10 protein-coding genes are annotated in these 17,817 nt (G+C 71.1%); 3 read left to right on the top strand and 7 right to left on the bottom strand.

The annotated features are described in order from the left end of the window. Positions 1–9: 9 nt before the first annotated feature. Positions 10–1,860: a translation elongation factor 4 gene (gene lepA / locus BKA10_RS04345; RefSeq protein WP_183498762.1), complete on the bottom strand. Its 1,851-nt coding sequence runs from the start codon at positions 1,858–1,860 to the stop codon at positions 10–12. Between the two features lie 218 nt (positions 1,861–2,078). Between lepA and BKA10_RS04340 the strand changes: the two genes are divergently transcribed. Then, on the top strand, positions 2,079–7,136 hold the full coding sequence (locus tag BKA10_RS04340; RefSeq protein ID WP_183498761.1) for an ExeM/NucH family extracellular endonuclease: 5,058 nt from the start codon (positions 2,079–2,081) through the stop codon (positions 7,134–7,136). A 75-nt stretch (positions 7,137–7,211) separates the two neighbouring features. Next, positions 7,212–7,937: an alpha/beta fold hydrolase gene (locus BKA10_RS04335; RefSeq protein WP_183498760.1), complete on the top strand. Its 726-nt coding sequence runs from the start codon at positions 7,212–7,214 to the stop codon at positions 7,935–7,937. On the opposite strand, the gene BKA10_RS04330 is transcribed toward BKA10_RS04335, so the two are convergent. Next, positions 7,923–9,191: an MFS transporter gene (locus BKA10_RS04330; protein WP_248198968.1), complete on the bottom strand. Its 1,269-nt coding sequence runs from the start codon at positions 9,189–9,191 to the stop codon at positions 7,923–7,925. The two genes, BKA10_RS04335 and BKA10_RS04330, sit on opposite strands and share 15 nt — an antisense overlap. Positions 9,192–9,415: 224 nt before the next feature. On the opposite strand from BKA10_RS04330, the gene rpsT reads away from it, so the two are divergent. Beyond that, positions 9,416–9,676, top strand: a complete 261-nt coding sequence (rpsT, locus tag BKA10_RS04325; protein WP_183498759.1) for a 30S ribosomal protein S20 — start codon at positions 9,416–9,418, stop codon at positions 9,674–9,676. Between the two features lie 96 nt (positions 9,677–9,772). On the opposite strand, the gene holA is transcribed toward rpsT, so the two are convergent. The 5 genes from holA to BKA10_RS04300 all read right to left on the bottom strand — a co-directional run bounded on the left by holA (position 9,773) and on the right by BKA10_RS04300 (position 17,785). Further along, the gene (gene holA, locus BKA10_RS04320; protein ID WP_183498758.1) at positions 9,773–10,807 is read right to left on the bottom strand and encodes a DNA polymerase III subunit delta; all 1,035 of its coding nucleotides are present in this window, start codon (positions 10,805–10,807) and stop codon (positions 9,773–9,775) included. Further along, complete coding sequence (locus tag BKA10_RS04315) at positions 10,804–13,155, bottom strand: ComEC/Rec2 family competence protein (protein ID WP_183498757.1); 2,352 nt, start codon at positions 13,153–13,155, stop codon at positions 10,804–10,806. The genes holA and BKA10_RS04315 overlap by 4 nt, the downstream gene beginning before the upstream one ends. Continuing rightward, the gene (locus BKA10_RS04310; protein WP_248198970.1) at positions 13,152–13,724 is read right to left on the bottom strand and encodes a helix-hairpin-helix domain-containing protein; all 573 of its coding nucleotides are present in this window, start codon (positions 13,722–13,724) and stop codon (positions 13,152–13,154) included. The genes BKA10_RS04315 and BKA10_RS04310 overlap by 4 nt, the downstream gene beginning before the upstream one ends. Before the next feature lie 89 nt (positions 13,725–13,813). Beyond that, positions 13,814–16,378 carry a leucine--tRNA ligase gene (leuS, locus tag BKA10_RS04305; RefSeq protein WP_372491415.1) on the bottom strand — a complete coding sequence of 855 codons (2,565 nt, stop codon included), beginning with the start codon at positions 16,376–16,378 and terminating at the stop codon, positions 13,814–13,816. Positions 16,379–16,468: 90 nt separating this feature from the next. Next, positions 16,469–17,785, bottom strand: coding sequence for a chorismate-binding protein (locus BKA10_RS04300; protein ID WP_183498755.1), 1,317 nt, complete (start codon positions 17,783–17,785; stop codon positions 16,469–16,471). Between the last annotated feature and the right edge of the window lie 32 nt (positions 17,786–17,817).

Raw genomic sequence — 17,817 nt, 5'->3', positions numbered from 1 at the left:
GACTCCAGCCTACTTCTTGTCTTTGCCCTCGACATCGCCCGAGAGGGCGGCGATGAACGCCTCCTGGGGGACCTCGACGCGTCCGACCATCTTCATGCGCTTCTTGCCCTCCTTCTGCTTCTCGATGAGCTTGCGCTTGCGGCTGATGTCGCCGCCGTAGCACTTGGCGAGCACGTCCTTGCGCATGGCGCGGATGTTCTCGCGGGCGATGATGCGCGCACCGATGGCGGCCTGGATGGGGACCTCGAACTGCTGGCGCGGGATGAGCTTGCGCAGCCGCTCGGTCATCATCGTGCCGTACGCGTACGCCTTGTCGCGGTGGACGATGGAGCTGAACGCATCGACCTTGTCGCCCTGCAGCAGGATGTCGACCTTCACGAGGTCGGCGACCTGGTGGCCGGCCGGCTCGTAGTCGAGGCTCGCGTAGCCCTGGGTGCGCGACTTCAGCTGGTCGAAGAAGTCGAACACGATCTCGCCCAGCGGGATGGTGTAGCGCAGCTCGACGCGCTCCTCGCTGAAGTACTCCATGCCCAGCAGGGTCCCGCGCCGCGACTGGCACAGCTCCATGACGGTGCCGGTGTAGTCCTTCGGCGTGAGGATCGCCGCCTTGACCATCGGCTCGCTGACCGACTCGACGCGACCGTCGGGGTACTCGCTGGGGTTGGTGACCGTCACCGTCTCGCCGGTGTCTGTGGTGACCTCGTAGATCACGCTCGGCGCGGTCGTGATCAAGTCGAGGTCGAACTCGCGCGACAGGCGCTCGGTGATGATCTCCAGGTGGAGCAGCCCGAGGAACCCGCACCGGAAGCCGAACCCCAGCGCGACCGAGGTCTCGGGCTCGTACTGCAGCGACGCATCCGACAGCTTCAGCTTGTCGAGCGCCTCGCGCAGGTCGCCGTAGTCGCTGCCGTCGATCGGGTAGATGCCCGAGAAGACCATCGGCTTCGGGTCGGTGTAGCCCGCCAGAGCGAGGGATGCCGGGTTCCGATGCGTCGTGATCGTGTCGCCGACCTTCGACTGGCGGACGTCCTTCACGCCTGTGATGAGATAGCCCACCTCGCCGACGCCGAGACCCTTGGAGGGCACCGGCTCGGGGCTGGACACGCCGATCTCGAGCAGGTCGTGCGTCGCCCGCGTCGACATCATCTGGATGCGCTCACGCGGCTGCAGGCTGCCGTCGATCATGCGGACGTAGGTGACCACGCCGCGGTACGAGTCATAGACCGAGTCGAAGATCATCGCGCGTGCGGGTGCGTCGGCATCGCCGGTCGGCGCGGGGATGTCACGGACGATGCGGTCGAGCAGCTCATCGACGCCCTGGCCGGTCTTGCCGCTCACGCGCAGCACGTCGTCGGGGTCGCCGCCGATCAGATTCGCGAGCTCGAGCGCGAACTTCTCGGGGTCGGCGGCCGGCAGGTCGATCTTGTTGAGCACGGGGATGATGTGCAGGTCGTTCTCGAGAGCCAGGTAGAGGTTCGCGAGCGTCTGGGCCTCGATGCCCTGCGCGGCGTCGACGAGAAGGATCGCACCCTCGCAGGCCGCCAGTGACCGGCTCACCTCGTACGTGAAGTCGACGTGCCCCGGCGTATCGATCATGTTCAGTGCGAACGTGGAGTCGGCCGATGCCCACGGCATCCGCACCGCCTGCGACTTGATCGTGATGCCGCGCTCGCGCTCGATGTCCATGCGGTCGAGGTACTGCGCGCGCATGTCGCGGTCGGCGACCACGCCGGTGGTCTGCAGCATGCGATCGGCCAGGGTGGACTTGCCGTGGTCGATGTGGGCGATGATGCAGAAATTGCGGATCAGCTCGGGCGGTGTCGCGGCAGGCTGAAGGGGGGTGAGGGCACGGGGTGACATGTCCCGGCCAGTCTACCGGCGCGAGCCGTGCCCGCCGGCGCCAGGCGCGTCGGCAGATACTAGCCGGACGGTCGAGCGACCCGCCAGGATCTGTGCGCGTGAGAAAGAGTTAACCCACTGGACCCTTGCCCCCGCCGAGCGCGCGGGCCGAAGCTCTTCTCAGCGGCCGGCACCTGCGCGATACCCACGCGCCCGAGCCGCATCGGGAGAAGACCGTGATGCATCGCGCTGGCCCCTCGTCCGCACCTGGACCCCTGTCCGCACATCGACCACTGCGTCGCTGGACCGCGACCCTCGCCGCTGCGGCGACAGTCGTGGCCGGCGTCGCGCTGACGCCGACCGCCGCGCAGGCCGTGGTGTCCGCGGACGCGGCCGTCGTGATCAACGAGGTCTACGGCGGCGGCGGCAACAACGGAGCCACGCACACGCACGACTTCATCGAACTGTTCAACGTGAGCGACGAGGCCGTCGACCTGAACGGCTGGAGCCTGCAGTACGCGTCGAGCGCCGGCAGCTTCAGCAACGTCGACACCCTCACCGGCGTCATCGAGCCGGGGGGCTACTTCCTGGTGCAGCAGGCCGAGGGCGCCAACACCGGCGGAACGGCTGCGCCGCTGCCGACGCCCGACGACGCGGGCACCCTCGCCCTCAGCGGAACGGGCGGCAAGATCGCGCTCGTGTCGTCCACGATCGCCCTGGTCGGATCGACCGGCAACGCCGCCGGCGCCGACACGGTGGTGGACTTCGTGGGCTGGAGCCCCAGCGCCTCCGACTTCGCCGGCGCGGCGCCCGCCCCGGCGACGACCAACTCGACGAGCGTGTCGCGCGACGCCGAGCACACGAACACCCCCGACAACGCGGCGGACTTCACCGCGGGCACGGCGACGCCGACGTCGTCGGGCGGCGACGAGCCGGAGGAGCCGGAGGAGCCCACCGATCCCACAGATGCCAGCATCGCCGAGATCCAGGGCACCGGTGCCGACGCGGCGCTTGCGGGCCAGACCGTCACCACCCGTGGCGTCGTGACGGCGAGCTACCCCACCGGAGGGTTCAACGGCTTCGTGATCCAGACTCCGGGCACCGGCGGCGGGCTCGACCTCGGCAGCCACACCGCCTCGGACGCGATCTTCGTGTACACCCCGGCATCCGCCCCGGCCGCCATCGGCGAGTACGTCGAGGTGACCGGTGCCGTCAGCGAGTACTTCGGTCTCAGTGAGATCACCGCTGCGGCAGCCGCGGACGTGACGGTGCTCGACGAGGCCGTCGAGGCCCCGGTCGCGGCGACGATCACCTGGCCGGCGACCGACGCCGCCCGCGAGACGCTCGAATCGATGCTCGTGGCGCCGCAGGGGGCGTTCACCGTCAGCAACACCTACCAGGCGAACCAGTACGGCAGCGTCGGCCTGGCCGCCGGCGACACTCCGCTGTGGCAGCCGACGGATCTCGCCCGCCCGGGATCGACCGAGGCGGCGGCGGTCGCGGCCGACAACGAGGCCCGGGGCGTCATCCTGGACGACGGCGTCTCGACCGACTTCCTGGCCGCCGCCAACAGCGCCCTCACCCCGAACTACGTCTCGCTCACCGAGCCCGTCGTCGTCGGCGCCGGCGTCACCTTCCGCGAGCCGGTGATCGTCGACTGGCGCAACGGCGACTGGAAGTTCAACCCGACCGCGCCGCTGGTGGGCGACGGGAGCGGCGACGACGGCGTGCAGTTCACGGACGTCCGCACTGCGGCACCCGAGGCCGTGGGCGGCGACCTGTCGGTGGCGTCGTTCAACGTGCTGAACTACTTCACGACGCTCGGCACCGAGAGCACGACCTGCCAGGCCTACAGCGACCGCACCGGCGACGGCATCTCAGTCCGCACCGGTTGCGCCCAGCGCGGTGCGTGGGACGAGGCGGACCTCCAGCGGCAACAGGACAAGATCGTCGAGGCGATCAACTCCCTCGACGCCGATGTCGTCGGACTCATGGAGATCGAGAACTCGGCGGCCCTCGGCGAGCAGCCCGACGAGGCGACCTCGACGCTCGTCGACGCGCTGAACATCGCCGCCGGCACCGAGCGGTGGGCGTACGTGCCCTCGTCGGCGGAGCTGCCCGATCCCGCGCAGCAGGACGTCATCACCAACGCCATCATCTATCAGCCGGCCGCCGTCACCACCGTCGGAGCGTCGCGGGCGCTGGGCTCGCAGAGCGGCGCCGACCAGGCCTTCGGCAACGCCCGGGAGCCGATCGCGCAGGTCTTCGAGAGCCTCGACGGCGGCGCGCCGTTCCTGTTCGCCGTCAACCACCTGAAGTCCAAGGGCTCCCCCGGCCCCTGGCCCGGTGACGCGGACGCCGGCGACGGCCAGGGCGCGTCGAACGAGTCGCGCGTGCGCCAGGCCACCGCGCTGAACGAGTGGGTGGACGAGATCCGCGGTGACGTCGACGCGGTCGTCCTCGCCGGCGACTTCAACTCGTACACCCACGAGGACCCGCTGCAGGTGCTCTACGACGCCGGGTATGCGAACGCGGCAACGGCCCTCGGCATCGACACCGCGTCGTACAGCTTCGACGGACAGTCGGGGTCGCTCGACCACATCCTCCTGAACGACGCCGCGCTGGCGCGCGCCACCGGCGGCGACATCTGGAACATCAACTCCGGTGAGGCGGTCGCCCTCGAGTACAGCCGCTACAACGTGCACGGCACGCTGTTCTACGCGCCCGACGCGTACCGGTCGTCCGACCATGACCCGGTCAAGGTGGGGCTGACGGCGCAGGAGGCGCCGGTCGAGCTGACCCTGCTGGGCATCAACGACTTCCACGGCCGCATCAACACCGACACGGTGCGCTTCGCCGGCACGGTCGAGCAGCTGCGCGAGCAGGCGACCGGACCGGTGCTGTTCCTCTCGTCGGGTGACAACATCGGAGCCTCGCTGTTCGCCTCGTCGGTCGCGCAGGACCAGCCGACGATCGATGTCCTGAACGCCCTGGGCCTGCAGACCAGTGCCGTGGGCAACCACGAGTTCGACCGCGGGTTCGCCGATCTGCGCGATCGGGTGCAGCCGGCGTCCGACTACGACCAGCTGGGCGCCAACGTGTATCTGGCGGGCACCGAGACCCCCGCTCTGCCGGAGTACACCGTGCTGGATGCCGGAGACCTCACCGTCGGCGTCATCGGCGCCGTCACCGAGGAGACGCCGGCGCTCGTCTCCCCCGCCGGCATCACCGAACTCGATTTCGGCGACCCGGTCGAGGCCGTCAACCGCGTCGCCGCGCAGCTGAGCGACGGTGACGACGCGAACGGCGAGGCCGACATCCTGATCGCGCTGTACCACGAGGGCGCCGGAGCCGGCACGCCGGACGGCGCGACCCTCGAGGAGGAGATCGCCGGTGGCGGTGCGTTCGCGGCGATCGTGAACGACACGAACGCCGAGGTCGATGCGATCTTCACCGGGCACACGCACAAGGAGTATGCGTGGTCTGCGGCGATCCCCGGCACCGACCGGACCCGCCCCATCGTGCAGACCGGTTCGTACGGCTCGAACATCGGCGAGATCGTCCTGACGATCGACCCCGAGACCCAGGCCGTCACGGCGCACACCGAGCGCAACGTGCCGCGCACGACCACGGCCGACGACGCACTCATCGCCGCCTACCCCCGGGTGGCAGAGGTCGACCGCATCGTGACCGCGGCCCTCGACGCCGCCGCCGAGGTCGGCAACACGGCCGTCGCGGAGGTCGCCACCGACATCACGACCGCGCACTCGGGCGGTTCGTTCGTCGACGGCGTGTGGACCGGTGGCACCCGGGACGACCGGGCCTCGGAGTCGACGCTCGGCAACCTCGTGGCCGACTCGATCCGTGACACCCTCGCCGACCTGCCCAACGGGGCGGTCATCGGTGTCACCAATCCGGGCGGGCTGCGTTCGGATCTGTGGGACACGCAGGCGGAGTTCGGCGAGAACGCGGTGCCCGGCATGGCCGACGGCACGATCTCGTTCTCGCAGGCCAACGCCGTCCTCCCGTTCAACAACACGATGGCGCTCATCACGCTCACCGGCGCGCAGTTCACGACGCTTCTCGAGCAGCAGTGGCAGCGTGACGCGGCCGGCAACGTGCCGTCGCGGCCCTACCTGCAGCTCGGGCTGTCGGACAACGTGACCTACACGTACGACCCCGCACTGCCCGAGGGCTCGCGCGTCACCTCGGTCACCGTCGACGGGCAGCGCCTCGACCCGGCCGCGGAATACCGCATCGGCACCCTCTCGTTCCTCGCGACCGGTGGCGACAACTTCCGCGCCTTCACCGAGGGCACCGGCTACGTCGACACCGGACTGCTGGACTACGAGGCATGGGTGGACTTCCTGGCCGACAACTCTCCGGTGCAGCCTTCCTATGCGAAGCACGCGGTCGAGGTCGCGGGTGTTCCCGAGGTCGTCGCCGCGGGCGCCGAGGTCACGTTCGACGTGGCCGGCATCAACCTGACCAGCCGCGGCGCCCCGGAGAACACGACCCTCACGGCGAGCCTCGGCGACGTGGAACTGGGAACCTTCCCGGTCAGCGCCGGCGCGGCAACCGTGTCGGTCACCCTCCCCGGCGACCTCGCCGCCGGCGTGACCGCACTGACGCTCGTCGCCGCCGAGAGCGGCACGACGGTCACCGTCCCGCTGACCGTGGAGGAGAGCGAGACGGCCTCGGCCACCACGCTCGAGCTCAACCGGACCTCCGCCGCGTATGGGTCGAACACCCGGGTCCGCGCGACGGCGCAGGTCACCAGCGACGGCGCGGCCGTCCGGGGCGGCACGGTCGAGTTCCTGGTGGGCGACGAGGTGGTGGCCACGGCCGAGCTCGGCCGGTCGGGAACGGCGCGTGCCGACCTGCCGCTGCCGGGCGACCGGGGCACGGGTCAGTACCAGGTCACCGCGCGGTTCACCGGTTCGGATGACGTGGCGGGCTCGACGTCGGCGGCGGTGACCTTCACGGTCACGCAGGCGACGACGAGCACGACTCTGCTGCCGCTGCTCCCCATCCACGTCAACGGACTGCTGCCCACGCGGCTCGTCGCCATCGTCGGCATATCCGGCGGCTCGGCTCAAGGCGTCGTGGAGTTCCATGAGGGCGGCGCCGACGGAACGGTGATCGCCACCGTCGACGTCAAGGGCGGCACCGCCTCGCACACACTCGGCAAGCTGAGCCGGGGCACGCACAGCTACACCGCCGTGTTCGTGCCGGCCAGCCCCACGGACGTTGCCGGCTCGCAGAGTCGCCAGGTGTCGGTGCGGGTGCTGTTCTGACCTGAATCCCGATGAGGGATGCCGGGGCGGCACGTTCGTCCCGGCATCCCTCATGGGCCCGTTAGGGTGACGCATATGGCGGTCCAGGTCGTGTTCGTGCACGGCATCCGGACGTCCGCGACCATGTGGCGGGCGCAGCTGGAGTATCTGCGCGACCGGGGAGTCGCTGCCGTGGCCGTGGATCTGCCTGGGCACGGCACGCGTCTGGGCGAGACCTTCGCGCTCGAGGGCGCTTTCGTCACCATCGATCGGGCTGTCCGCGAGGCGGCGGACGCGGGTCCGGTGCTGCTTGTGGGGCACTCCATGGGCGGGCTGCTCTGCACCGCCTATGTCGGAGACGAGAACCGCCCGCCCGTCGATGCGCTCATCGCGGCCTCGTGCACGGCGATCCCCCGCGGTGTGGGGCTCGGGGCCTACCGGGCGCTCGCGCGAGGGTTCAACCGGCTTCCCGGCCGTGGACAGTGGTTCACCGACCGGGTGCTCGCAGGGACCCTGCCGCTGGAGACCCGGCAGGACTTCGGTGCCGGCGGCTATGCCTATGACGCGCAGGATGCGGCGCTGACGAGCCTGTCGATCCTCGACCTGCTGGCGGCGCTGCGCCGCATCGATGTGCCGACATGGTTCATCAACGGCCAGTACGACCAGCTGCGGGTGAACGAGAAGCTGTTCGTGTCGCAGGTCCCCGACTCAGAGCTGTTCGTCGTGCCGCGCACCACCCACCTGGTCACCGCGATGCGGCCTCAGGTGTTCAACGCACTGCTCGGCGTCGCGATCGCGACGCTGGATTCAGCGCAGCGCTGAGACCGGTTCGCGCCAGTCGGCACCGCGGATCGCCAGCGTCATCACGCCGCCGACGATCGAGATCACTCCCGCAGCCGCGAAAAGCAGCCAGAATCCTCCGACGGCAGCCACCAGCGCGGCGCCGATCAGCGGTCCCAGCAGCTGGCCGAGATTGGCGGCCACGTTGACGAACCCGAGATCGCGGGCATGGTCCTCCTCATCCTGGAGCAGGTCGGTGCCCAGCGCGAGGCTGACCGACATGTACGCGCCGTACCCGACACCGAGCAGACCCGCCGCCAGCATCGCCGTCGTCAGTGTCGGCAGGGCGGCCAGGACGATCGCCGCGATGCCCTGAATGACCGCCGAGCCAACGGCGATCGGGACGCGTCGGCCGGTGCGGTCGGATACCATACCCGCTGCGATCGAGGAGATCACGACGAACAGCGTGTAGATGAGTATCAGCAGCAGCAGCTGGTCCTCAGCCCCGGTGGGTTCGGAGCCGATCCCGTACAGGAGGAAGAACAGCAGCAGGCTCGTGCCGAGGGCGTTGCCGATGTTGACCACGAGCCGGCTGGTGAGCAGCCACGAGAAGTCCCCGCGCGCCAGAGTGGCCAGGCGCGCGGAGACGGTGCGCTTGGGGCGCGGCACGGCGGCCGCCGCCGGCGGGTCAGGCAGGACGAGGGCGGCGATCACCCCCACGACGGCGAGGAAGACCGCCAGGACGAGGTATCCGGTCACCACGCCGAGCTCGAGCAGGGTGATCACTCCCACCCCCACGACGATCCCGAGGGCCTGTGACGAGGAGACCGCCGCCGAAGCCGTGCCGCGCTGCGAGGTGAGCTGATCGGCGATCAGCGCCGTGAAGGCGGCGGAGGCGACGGCCGTGCCGATCGACACCCCGATCCATGCCGCGCCGACTCCCCAGGGGCCGGACGCGAAGGCGATGCCGACGAGCGATGCCGATGCCAGGACGACTCCGCCCAGGGCCCACGGGCGGCGACGGCCGAAGGCCCCGCGGGTGCGGTCCGACAGGGCACCGGACAGCGGCCCGGCCACCACTCCGGCCAGTCCCCCGGCGGCGAGGATCAGACCCGAGGTCACGACGCCCGAGATCCACCCGCCGGCATCGTCGGGGGTGTCGAGCTGCAACGGGATCAGCAGCTGCAGCGGCGTGAGCTGCACCATCCACAGCGCGAGCCAGGCGAGGGTGAAGAGGGTGAACCAGCCCGCGCCCACTCGGCGGGGCGGGTGTGCGGCAGGATCGCCAGTGGACACGTGAGCTCCTTCGCTCTGGTGCCGCGTCGGGTGCGGCGTCCTCGATCATGCCGCACTCCCGGCGCTGCGGCGCGAGGACGCGCGGTCGGTCGGTGCGAGCGGACCTGGTAGACTCGTTCATTGGCTTGCGTGTGGGTTCCTCCCTCACACGACCGCCGGTGTGACAGCCCTCTTCTGTCGCTCGGCACATCCACTGATAACTCCGAACGAAAGATACGTCTACCGTGGCGAACATCAAGTCGCAGATCAAGCGCAACAAGACCAACGAGAAGGCGCGCGAGCGCAACAAGGCCGTCAAGAGCCAGCTGAAGACCGAGGTGCGCCGCACCCGTGAGGCCGTCGCCGCCGGTGACAAGGCCGCCGCCGAGAAGGCGCTGGCTTCGGCCACCAAGAAGCTCGACAAGGCCGTGAGCAAGGGCGTCATCCACGAGAACCAGGCCGCGAACCGCAAGTCGTCGATCGCGAAGCAGGTCGCCGCTCTCTGAGCCGCGCACGCTGATCAAGGCCCGTCCCTCCGGGGGCGGGCCTTCATCGTCGGATGCCGGTGGCCGGTGCCGCCGGGTCGGCGCGGACCCCGCGCGTCAGGCGCCGTACGGGGCGCGCGTCGCGACGACGGTGACGAGGCGCTCAACGGCGAACACCGGGTCACGTGACGCGCCCTTGACCTCGGCGTCCGCGCGCGCGGCGGCCTGGATGGCGATCGCCAGCGCACCCTGGTTCCAGCCGGCGAGGTCGCGCCGTGCGCGGTCGATCTGCCAGTCCTTCATGCCGAGCCGTGCGGCCAGCTCCCGGGCGGGCTCACGTGTGCCGGCGACCCGCGCCATCGTCCGCAGCTTGGACGCGATCGCGGCGACGAGCGGCACCGGGTCGGCGCCGCTGGTCAGCGCATGCCGCAGGGCGATCAGGGCATCGCCGTACCGGCCCGCGATGGCCGTATCGGCGACGGTGAACGCGGTGGCCTCGACCCGGCCGCCGTAGTAGCGCTCGACGACCTGCTCGCCGATGTCGCCGGGAACATCGGCGATGAGCTGCTGACAGGCCGCTGCGAGCTCTGTGACGTCGTCGGAGAACGCCGACACGAGCGCGCGCAGCGCGGCGGGGGCGATGCGACGGCTCGCGGCGGAGAACTCCCCCGCGGCGAAGTCGTACTTGTCCGAGTCGCGCTTGATCGCCGGGCACGCCACTTCGACGCCGCCTCCGGACCCCGAGCGGATGGCGTCGAGCAGCTTCTTGCCGCGGACGCTGGCCCCGGTGTGCCGCAAGATGACGGTCGCACCGTCTTGCGGAGTCTGCAGGTACGCGATCGCCTCGGTCAGGAACGTGTCGCTGCACTTCTCGACACCGCTCACCCGCACGAGACGCGGCTCCCCGAACAGCGACGGCGAGGTCAGCCCCAGCAGCGAGCCCGACTCGTAGTCATCGGCGCGCAGGTCCGAGACCTCGAGACTGGGGTCCTCGGCGCGCAGGTAGTCGCGAACACCGCTGATCGCGCGTTCGGCGCAGACCTCTTCGGGCCCGGACACCAGCACGATCGGGGCCGGCTGCGGCGCACGCCAGGACAGCTGCGGGATGGCGGACGCGCTCCGCGCGGCGGGGCGTCGCGGAGCGGGCGTCATGGTCCCAGCCTACTGAGGGTCGGAGACATCTGAGCGTCGGGCGAGCCGGCCTCCGCCCGCGATCGCCACACCTGGAGCCGCTCGCCGACCACCCACGCCGCCACGTCTCCCGCCACGTCGGTGCGGACGATCGTCGCGCCGAGCGAGGTGAGCGTGCTCAGGATCTCCTGCCGCGGGTGGCCGTAGTCGTTCTCCCCGACGGTCACCAGGGCGAGGCGGGGGCCGATGCTGCGGTAGAGAGCGTCGTCCTGATCGGCGCTGCCGTGATGGGCGACCTTCACGATCGCCGCCGCCGGCACCCGGCCGGTGGCCAGGAGCGCGCGCTGCGACGCCGCCGAGAGGTCGCCGAGGAAGATCGTCGCCGGCACGCCGCCGCCGGCGACCGAGATCACGACGCTCGCGTCGTTTCCGGACGGGTAGACACGATCCCGCGGCCGCGGCCACAAGACGCGCCAGTGCGCGTCGCCGAGGTTCCCGCTCTGGCCGGCCTGCGCGGGCATGAGGGATGCGCCGGCGTCGGCGAGCTGCGCCAGCAGCCGGTCGTCCGCCGCCCCCGAAGACGGGCCGTGCAGCACGCGGTCCACCCGCCCGGCGACCGCGTCGCTGCCGCCACGATGATCGGCGTCGAAGTGCGTGAGCACCAGCAGATCGATGCGGTCGATGCCGAAGCGGTCGAGGCAGCGGCTGAGCGGCCCCGGATCGGGACCGGCGTCGATGAGCGCCACGGCGGCGGCCGAGCGCACGAGCACGGCGTCTCCCTGCCCGACATCGCAGGCCACGATCGCCCATCCGCCCGGGGTGGCCGCACGGTCGACCACACCCGCGATGGGGCCCGCACCCAGCCCGAGCCCGCCGAGGGCGGCGAGCACCAGCACCGCGGCGTGCCGCACTCGCGCGGGCGCCGGGGCGATGAGCGCCAGCACGACAGCACCGAGCAGCCCGAGCAACAGCAGACCGACCCATCCCTCCGGCCACGGCACACTGCTCGCGGGCAGCTGTGCCATGGTCGTCGCGGTCGCGGCGACCCACGCCGCAGGCACCCAGGCCAGCGCTGTCAGCCCGGCGCCGACCACCGGCACACCCGCGAGCAGGCACGCCAGCAGCCCCACGACCGTGCCCGCCGGCGCGGCCGGTGCCGCCAGGATGTTCGCCACCACGCCGTACAGCGGCACACGGGCGTCGATGAGCACCAGCAGCGGCCCGCAGGCCAGTTGCGCCGCGAGGGGCACCGACAGGGCGAGGGCGACGGGCCCCGGCATCCATCTCGTCAGGCCGTCGGCCAGGGGGCCTGCCGCCAGCAGCAACGCCCCGGTCGCCGCCGCTGACAGGGCGAACCCGAGCGATGCCGCCAGCCACGGGTCGACGACCAGCAGCACGGCGACCGCGAGCGAGAGGACGGAGACGCCGGCGCCGACCCGGCCGAGGAGGACGCCGAGCATCGCGACGGCGGCCATCGTCGCGGCCCGCACCACGCTCGGCTCCGGCGACACCAGCAGCACGAACGCCGCGAGTGTCATCAGTCCCGCGGCCACGCGGATGCCGCGCGGCGCGCCGACCAGGCCCGCGAGGGCGAACGCGATGCCCACGACGAGCGCGCAGTTCGCCCCGGAGACGGCGGTGAGGTGGGACAGCGACGACGTCTTCATGTCGGCATCCAGCTCGGCGGTCACCGCCGACGTGTCGCCGACGGCGAGACCGGAGACGAGGCCCGCGGCCGGCTGCGGAAGACCGTCCATCGCCTGCTGCAGACCGTCGCGCAGAGCGGATGCCACCGCGAATGCACCCGTTGGACCTGCCACGACGACCGGCGACTCGACCGTGCGCACCACCAGGACGGCGCGCTCACCGGCATCGGCCGGGAACGCTGTGCCGCGCGTCTGGACGGTTGCGCCGAGATCGAGCCCGTGAGGCGCGTCGTCGACGTGGACCTCCACGGGCACCACCCCGGTGTGCACGTGCTGCCCGTACGCGATGCGGTGTGCCTGCGCGTCGAATCGCCAGCCGTCGCCGCTGCGCTCGACCTTGCCGACGACGAGCATGCGCATCTCGAGCACGCGCCCGCCGGAATGGTCCAGGCTCACGACCGCGGCACGAGCGGGCTCGGCGATCGCGACATGTGCCGCCGCGGCCCCGGCGACGGCGAGCGACACCGCGGCAAGCGACAGGACGGTGCGCCAGCGAGCGCGGCGCGACGCGATCACGAGAGCGGCGATGCCCGTCACGCCGCATCCGGCCGCCACCGGTCCCGCCGAGCCGGGCAGCTGGATCGCGATGGCGGCTGTCAGCCATGCCGTCAGCGCGACCGGGACGAGGCGCAGGTCGCGGCGGCGCGCCGACCGCTGGCTCACACCCGCACCAGTTCGCGCAGCGCGGCGAGCACCTTCTCGCCGATGCCCGGCACGGCGAGAAGGTCGTCGACGCTTGTGAACCGGCCGTTCTCCTCACGCCACGCGAGGATCCGCCCGGCCAGTGCCGGACCGATGCCGGGGAGAGTCTCGAGCGCACCGGCATCGGCCGCGTTCAGGTCGATCCGCCCGTCGCCGGCGGCGGGAGCTGCCGGCGACTCCCCCGCGATGCCGACGTGGAGCTGCTCGCCGTCCGTCAGCAGCCGCGCAAGGTTGACGGCAGCCGGATCGGCGTCGTCGGCGAACCCGCCGGCCGCGGCGATGACGTCGACCACGCGCGACCCGTCGGCCAGGCGGTACAGCCCCGGACTGAGCACGGCACCCGAGACATGCACGTAGATCACGGCATCGTGCACTGCCACGTCGGGTGCCGGGACCTCTTCGACGGACGCCGCCGTCGTGCGCACCAGCCCGACCACGATGGTGACCGCCACCGCAGCCAGGACGACGACGATCGCGGCGCCCACACCCAGTCGGCGGCGTGCACGTCGAGGCTCGGAAGGTCCGCTCACCGCGCAAGACTGACACCCGCCCGCCCGCCGTGGACGGGCACGTGCGCAATCTGCGGACGGGTCCGCGAAAAGCCCCGCTGGGGAGGAGGCTACGCGGTGGTGAAGCTCACGACCTTCGGAGCCCGCACGACCGCGCGCGCGATCTCACGGCCGCTCAGCGATCGCAGCACCTTCTCGTCGCTGCGGGCGAGCGCTTCGAGCTCGGCAGCGGAGATGCGGGCCGGAACGGTCAGCGTGGAACGCACCTTGCCGTCGATCTGCACGACCGCCGTCAGCGTCTCGTCCACCAGCAGGGTGGCGTCGGGCTGACGCCACGGCACGAGTCCCACGAAGGGCTCGTAGCCGAGCATCTCCCACATCTCCTCGGCCATGTGCGGGGCGAACAGATCGAGCACCATCGCCGTCGCCTCGGCCGCTTCGCGGACGGCGGGATCGGCCGGACCGGCGCCGGTGTCGATGACCTTGCGGGTGGCGTTCACGAGCTCCATGAGCCGGGCCACGACGACGTTGAACTTGGTCTGCTCGACCAGTCCGGGCACGTCGGCCCACACCCGGTGGGTGACGCGGCGCAGCGCCGTGTCGCCCTCTGCCCAGACCGCGTCGGGGCTGCTCGTCACGTCGTGGGCGACCCGCCACGCGCGGGCGAGGAACTTCTGCGCGCCGGTCGTGGAGACGTCCTCCCAGTTGATGTCATCCTCGACCGGTCCTGCGAACGCGATCGCGACACGGACCGCGTCCGCGCCCGGGTCGACCATGCTCGCGGCGAACTCGACGAGGTTGCCCTTGCTCTTGGACATCTTCGAGCCGTCCAGCAGCACCATGCCCTGGTTGATGAGGCTCGAGAACGGCTCGGTGAAGTCGATCAGTCCCATGTCGAAGAGGACCTTGGTGATGAAGCGCGCGTACAGGAGGTGGAGGATGGCGTGCTCGACCCCGCCGATGTACGAATCGACCGGGGCCCACCTGTCGGCCTGGGCGGTCGAGAACGCCTCGGTCTCATCGCCGGGCGACAGGAAGCGCAGGAAGTACCACGAGCTGTCGACGAACGTGTCCATCGTGTCGGGGTCGCGCAGAGCCGGCTCGCCGGTCTCGGGGTCGGTGGTCTGCATCCACTCGGCCGCTCCGCCCAGGGGCGAGGTCCCCTTCGGCGCAAGGTCGAGCCCCTGCGCGTCGGGGAGGGTGAGTGGGAGCTGCTCGTCCGGGACGGGGACGATGCGCCCGTCCTGCGTGTGGATCATCGGGATCGGCGTCCCCCAGAAGCGCTGACGCGAGATGAGCCAGTCGCGCAGGCGGTACGACTTGGCCGCGCGGCCGGTGCCGAGCGATTCGAGCTGCTCGATGCTGCGCGCGATCGCGTTGCGCTTGCTGAGTCCGTCGAGCGAGCCGGAGTTGATCAGGCGGCCCTCGCCGGTCAGCGCGGTGCCGGTCACGGCAGGGTCGAGCGCGGTCAGATCCGGCGCTTCGCCGGCCGGATCGATCGGCACGCCGTCGTCGTCGACCTCGATGACCGAGATGGCGCCGGTGACCGGTGCCGTCGTGTCGACGACGACCTTCACGGGCAGATCGAAGGCGCGGGCGAAGTCGAGGTCGCGCTGATCGTGGGCGGGCACCGCCATGACGGCACCGTGACCGTAGTCGGCCAGCACGTAGTCGGCGGCCCAGATCGGCAGCCGTTCGCCGTTGATCGGGTTCACCGCGAAGCGCTCGAGGAAGACACCCGTCTTGGGACGGTCGGTGCTCTGCCGCTCGATCTCGCTCTGACGGCCGACGCTGTCGAGGTAGTCCTGGAAGCGCATCCGCACCTCCGCCGACGCACCGGCGGCCAGCTCGGCGGCCAGGTCGCTGTCGGGGGCCACGACGAAGAACGTCGCCCCGTGCAAGGTGTCGGGCCGCGTCGAGAACACGGTCACCTTCTCGTCGCGCCCCTCGATCTCGAAGTCGATGTCGGCGCCGACCGAACGGCCGATCCAATTGCGCTGCATCCGGATCACCTTCGACGGCCAGAACCCCTCGAGCTGGTTCAGATCGTCGAGCAGACGGTCGGCGTAGTCGGTGATCTTGAAATACCACTGGGTGAGCTTCTTCTTGACCACCTCGGCACCGCAGCGTTCGCAGTGGCCGTCGACGACCTGCTCGTTGGCGAGCACCGTCTGGTCATTGGGGCACCAGTTGACGGGGCTGTCCTTGCGGTAGGCGAGGTCGCGCTTGTAGAGCTCGAGGAACAGCCACTGGTTCCAGCGGTAGTAGTCGGGGTCGCTCGTGTGGAGGATGCGCGACCAGTCGTACGACGAGCCGTACTCGCGGAAGCTCTTCTTGTGCTGCGCGATGTTCGCGTAGGTCCATTCGCGCGGGTCGGCGCCGCGCTGGATGGCGGCGTTCTCGGCGGGCAGGCCGAACGAGTCCCACCCGATGGGGTTGAGCACGTTGTACCCGCGGTGGCGCCAGAACCGGGCGACGACGTCGACGTATGCGTAGCTCTCCGCGTGTCCCATGTGCAGGTCGCCCGAGGGGTACGGGAACATGCCCAGGACGTACTTGCGCGGTCGGGTGTCGTCGGCGTCACCCGCGCGGAATGGGTCGGACTCAGCCCAGCGCGCCTGCCACTTCTGCTGGATGGCATACGGGTCGAAGGCATCGCCTTCGGCTGCGGTCACGGGGCTGCTGGTCGAGGACACGGAGAACCAATCATGCGTCTTGGGGTGGCGTGCGAAAGCACGTCTCTCCAGATTACCGGACCCGGCGTGTCACCAGCCCGGCGGCAGTCCCGCGCCCAGCGCCGCCAGTGGTGCACGGGCCTTGAGTGCGACCTCGGCCACTTCGGCAGCGGCATCCGACCCCCATGTGATCCCTCCCCCGGCGCCGACGTACGCGCCGCCGGGATGGGTCACGATCGAGCGGATGACCATCGCGAGGTCGGCCGCACCGTCGGCGCCCACCCATCCGAACGTCCCGGCGAACACCCCGCGCGGACCCCGCTCGAGTCCGTGCAGGATCGTCATGGCCGAGAGCTTCGGCGCGCCGGTCATGCTGCCGGCGGGGAACGCCGCCGCGACGATGTCGGCGAAGTGGATGCCGGGGCTGAGGCGGCCGCCGACCGAGCTGACGAGCTGGTGCACGGCGGGATACGACTCGACCTGCAGCAGCGCCTCGGTCGCCACCGTCCCGGGGGTGCAGACCCGCTGCAGATCGTTGCGCATCAGGTCGACGATCATGACGTTCTCGGCGCGCTCCTTGGGGCTGGCCAGCAGCTCACCGGCGAGGGCCGCGTCGGAGGCCGGATCGTCGCCGCGTGGCCGCGTCCCCTTGATGGGATGGGTGCGCACGATGCCGTCGGCGATCTGGAGGAAACGCTCGGGGCTCGCGGAGGCGAGCGCGACCGGCCCGCTGCGCACGAGCCCTCCGTGATGGCTGGGCGTGTGCCGCCGCAGCGTCAGGAAGGCGGCGACCGGGTCGAGGGGGCCGGATGCCGTCACCTCGAACCGCGTGGTCAAGCACAGCTGGTAGGCATCACCGGCCCGGATCGCGTCGCGGCACCGCTCGATGAGGGCCGCGTACTCGGCGGCGGAGTGGCGAGCGGTGACCGTGCGGAGGCCGGCGTGACCGACCGGTGCGGCGGCGGCGGGTGCCGACGCCCACCGGGTCACACGTGCGGTGTGGTGGTCCAGGTCCTCGGCCGGTGCGATCGCCCAGACCCGGCGTGCGGCGTGGTCGAATGCGACGAACCGGTCCACCGCCAGCCACAGATCAGCGCCGGTGGGCTCGGCGGTGGCGGGCGCGCCGGCCCGGCCGGCGGCGGTGTCGTATCCGAGCCAGCCCACCCAGCCGCCGTGGAACGGCCCGGGCGGCGCGTCAGCGGCATCCATCGCCTGCTGCCCCCGCGGGAACTGCACGTGCAGCGGTCCGGGCCCGGGGGTGCCTTCGCCCACCCAGCTCCAGCCGTCGGTTGCGTCCGGTCCGGCGTCGAGCCAGAAGCTGTGCGGCGCGGCCGCCGGCCCGCCCAGGTAGACGGATTCCGGGTCGGCCCAGGCGTCGAGGGCGCGCGCGGCGAGAAAGGGAGGCACCCTCACAGGTTAGGGTGAACCGGCAGGCCATA

Origin of the sequence: Microbacterium invictum (assembly GCF_014197265.1) — a bacterium.
Classification (GTDB): Bacteria; Actinomycetota; Actinomycetes; order Actinomycetales; family Microbacteriaceae; genus Microbacterium; species Microbacterium invictum.
This window is presented reverse-complemented; position numbering and strand designations above follow the sequence as displayed.

Excerpts from the sequence above, each read along its gene's own strand:
- BKA10_RS04340 (WP_183498761.1), top strand. The coding sequence starts at position 2,079 with ATGCATCGCGCTGGCCCCTCGTCCGCACCTGGACCCCTGTCCGCACAT.
- BKA10_RS04335 (WP_183498760.1), top strand. The coding sequence starts at position 7,212 with ATGGCGGTCCAGGTCGTGTTCGTGCACGGCATCCGGACGTCCGCGACC.
- holA (WP_183498758.1), bottom strand. The coding sequence starts at position 10,807 with ATGACGCCCGCTCCGCGACGCCCCGCCGCGCGGAGCGCGTCCGCCATC.
- lepA (WP_183498762.1), bottom strand. The coding sequence starts at position 1,860 with ATGTCACCCCGTGCCCTCACCCCCCTTCAGCCTGCCGCGACACCGCCC.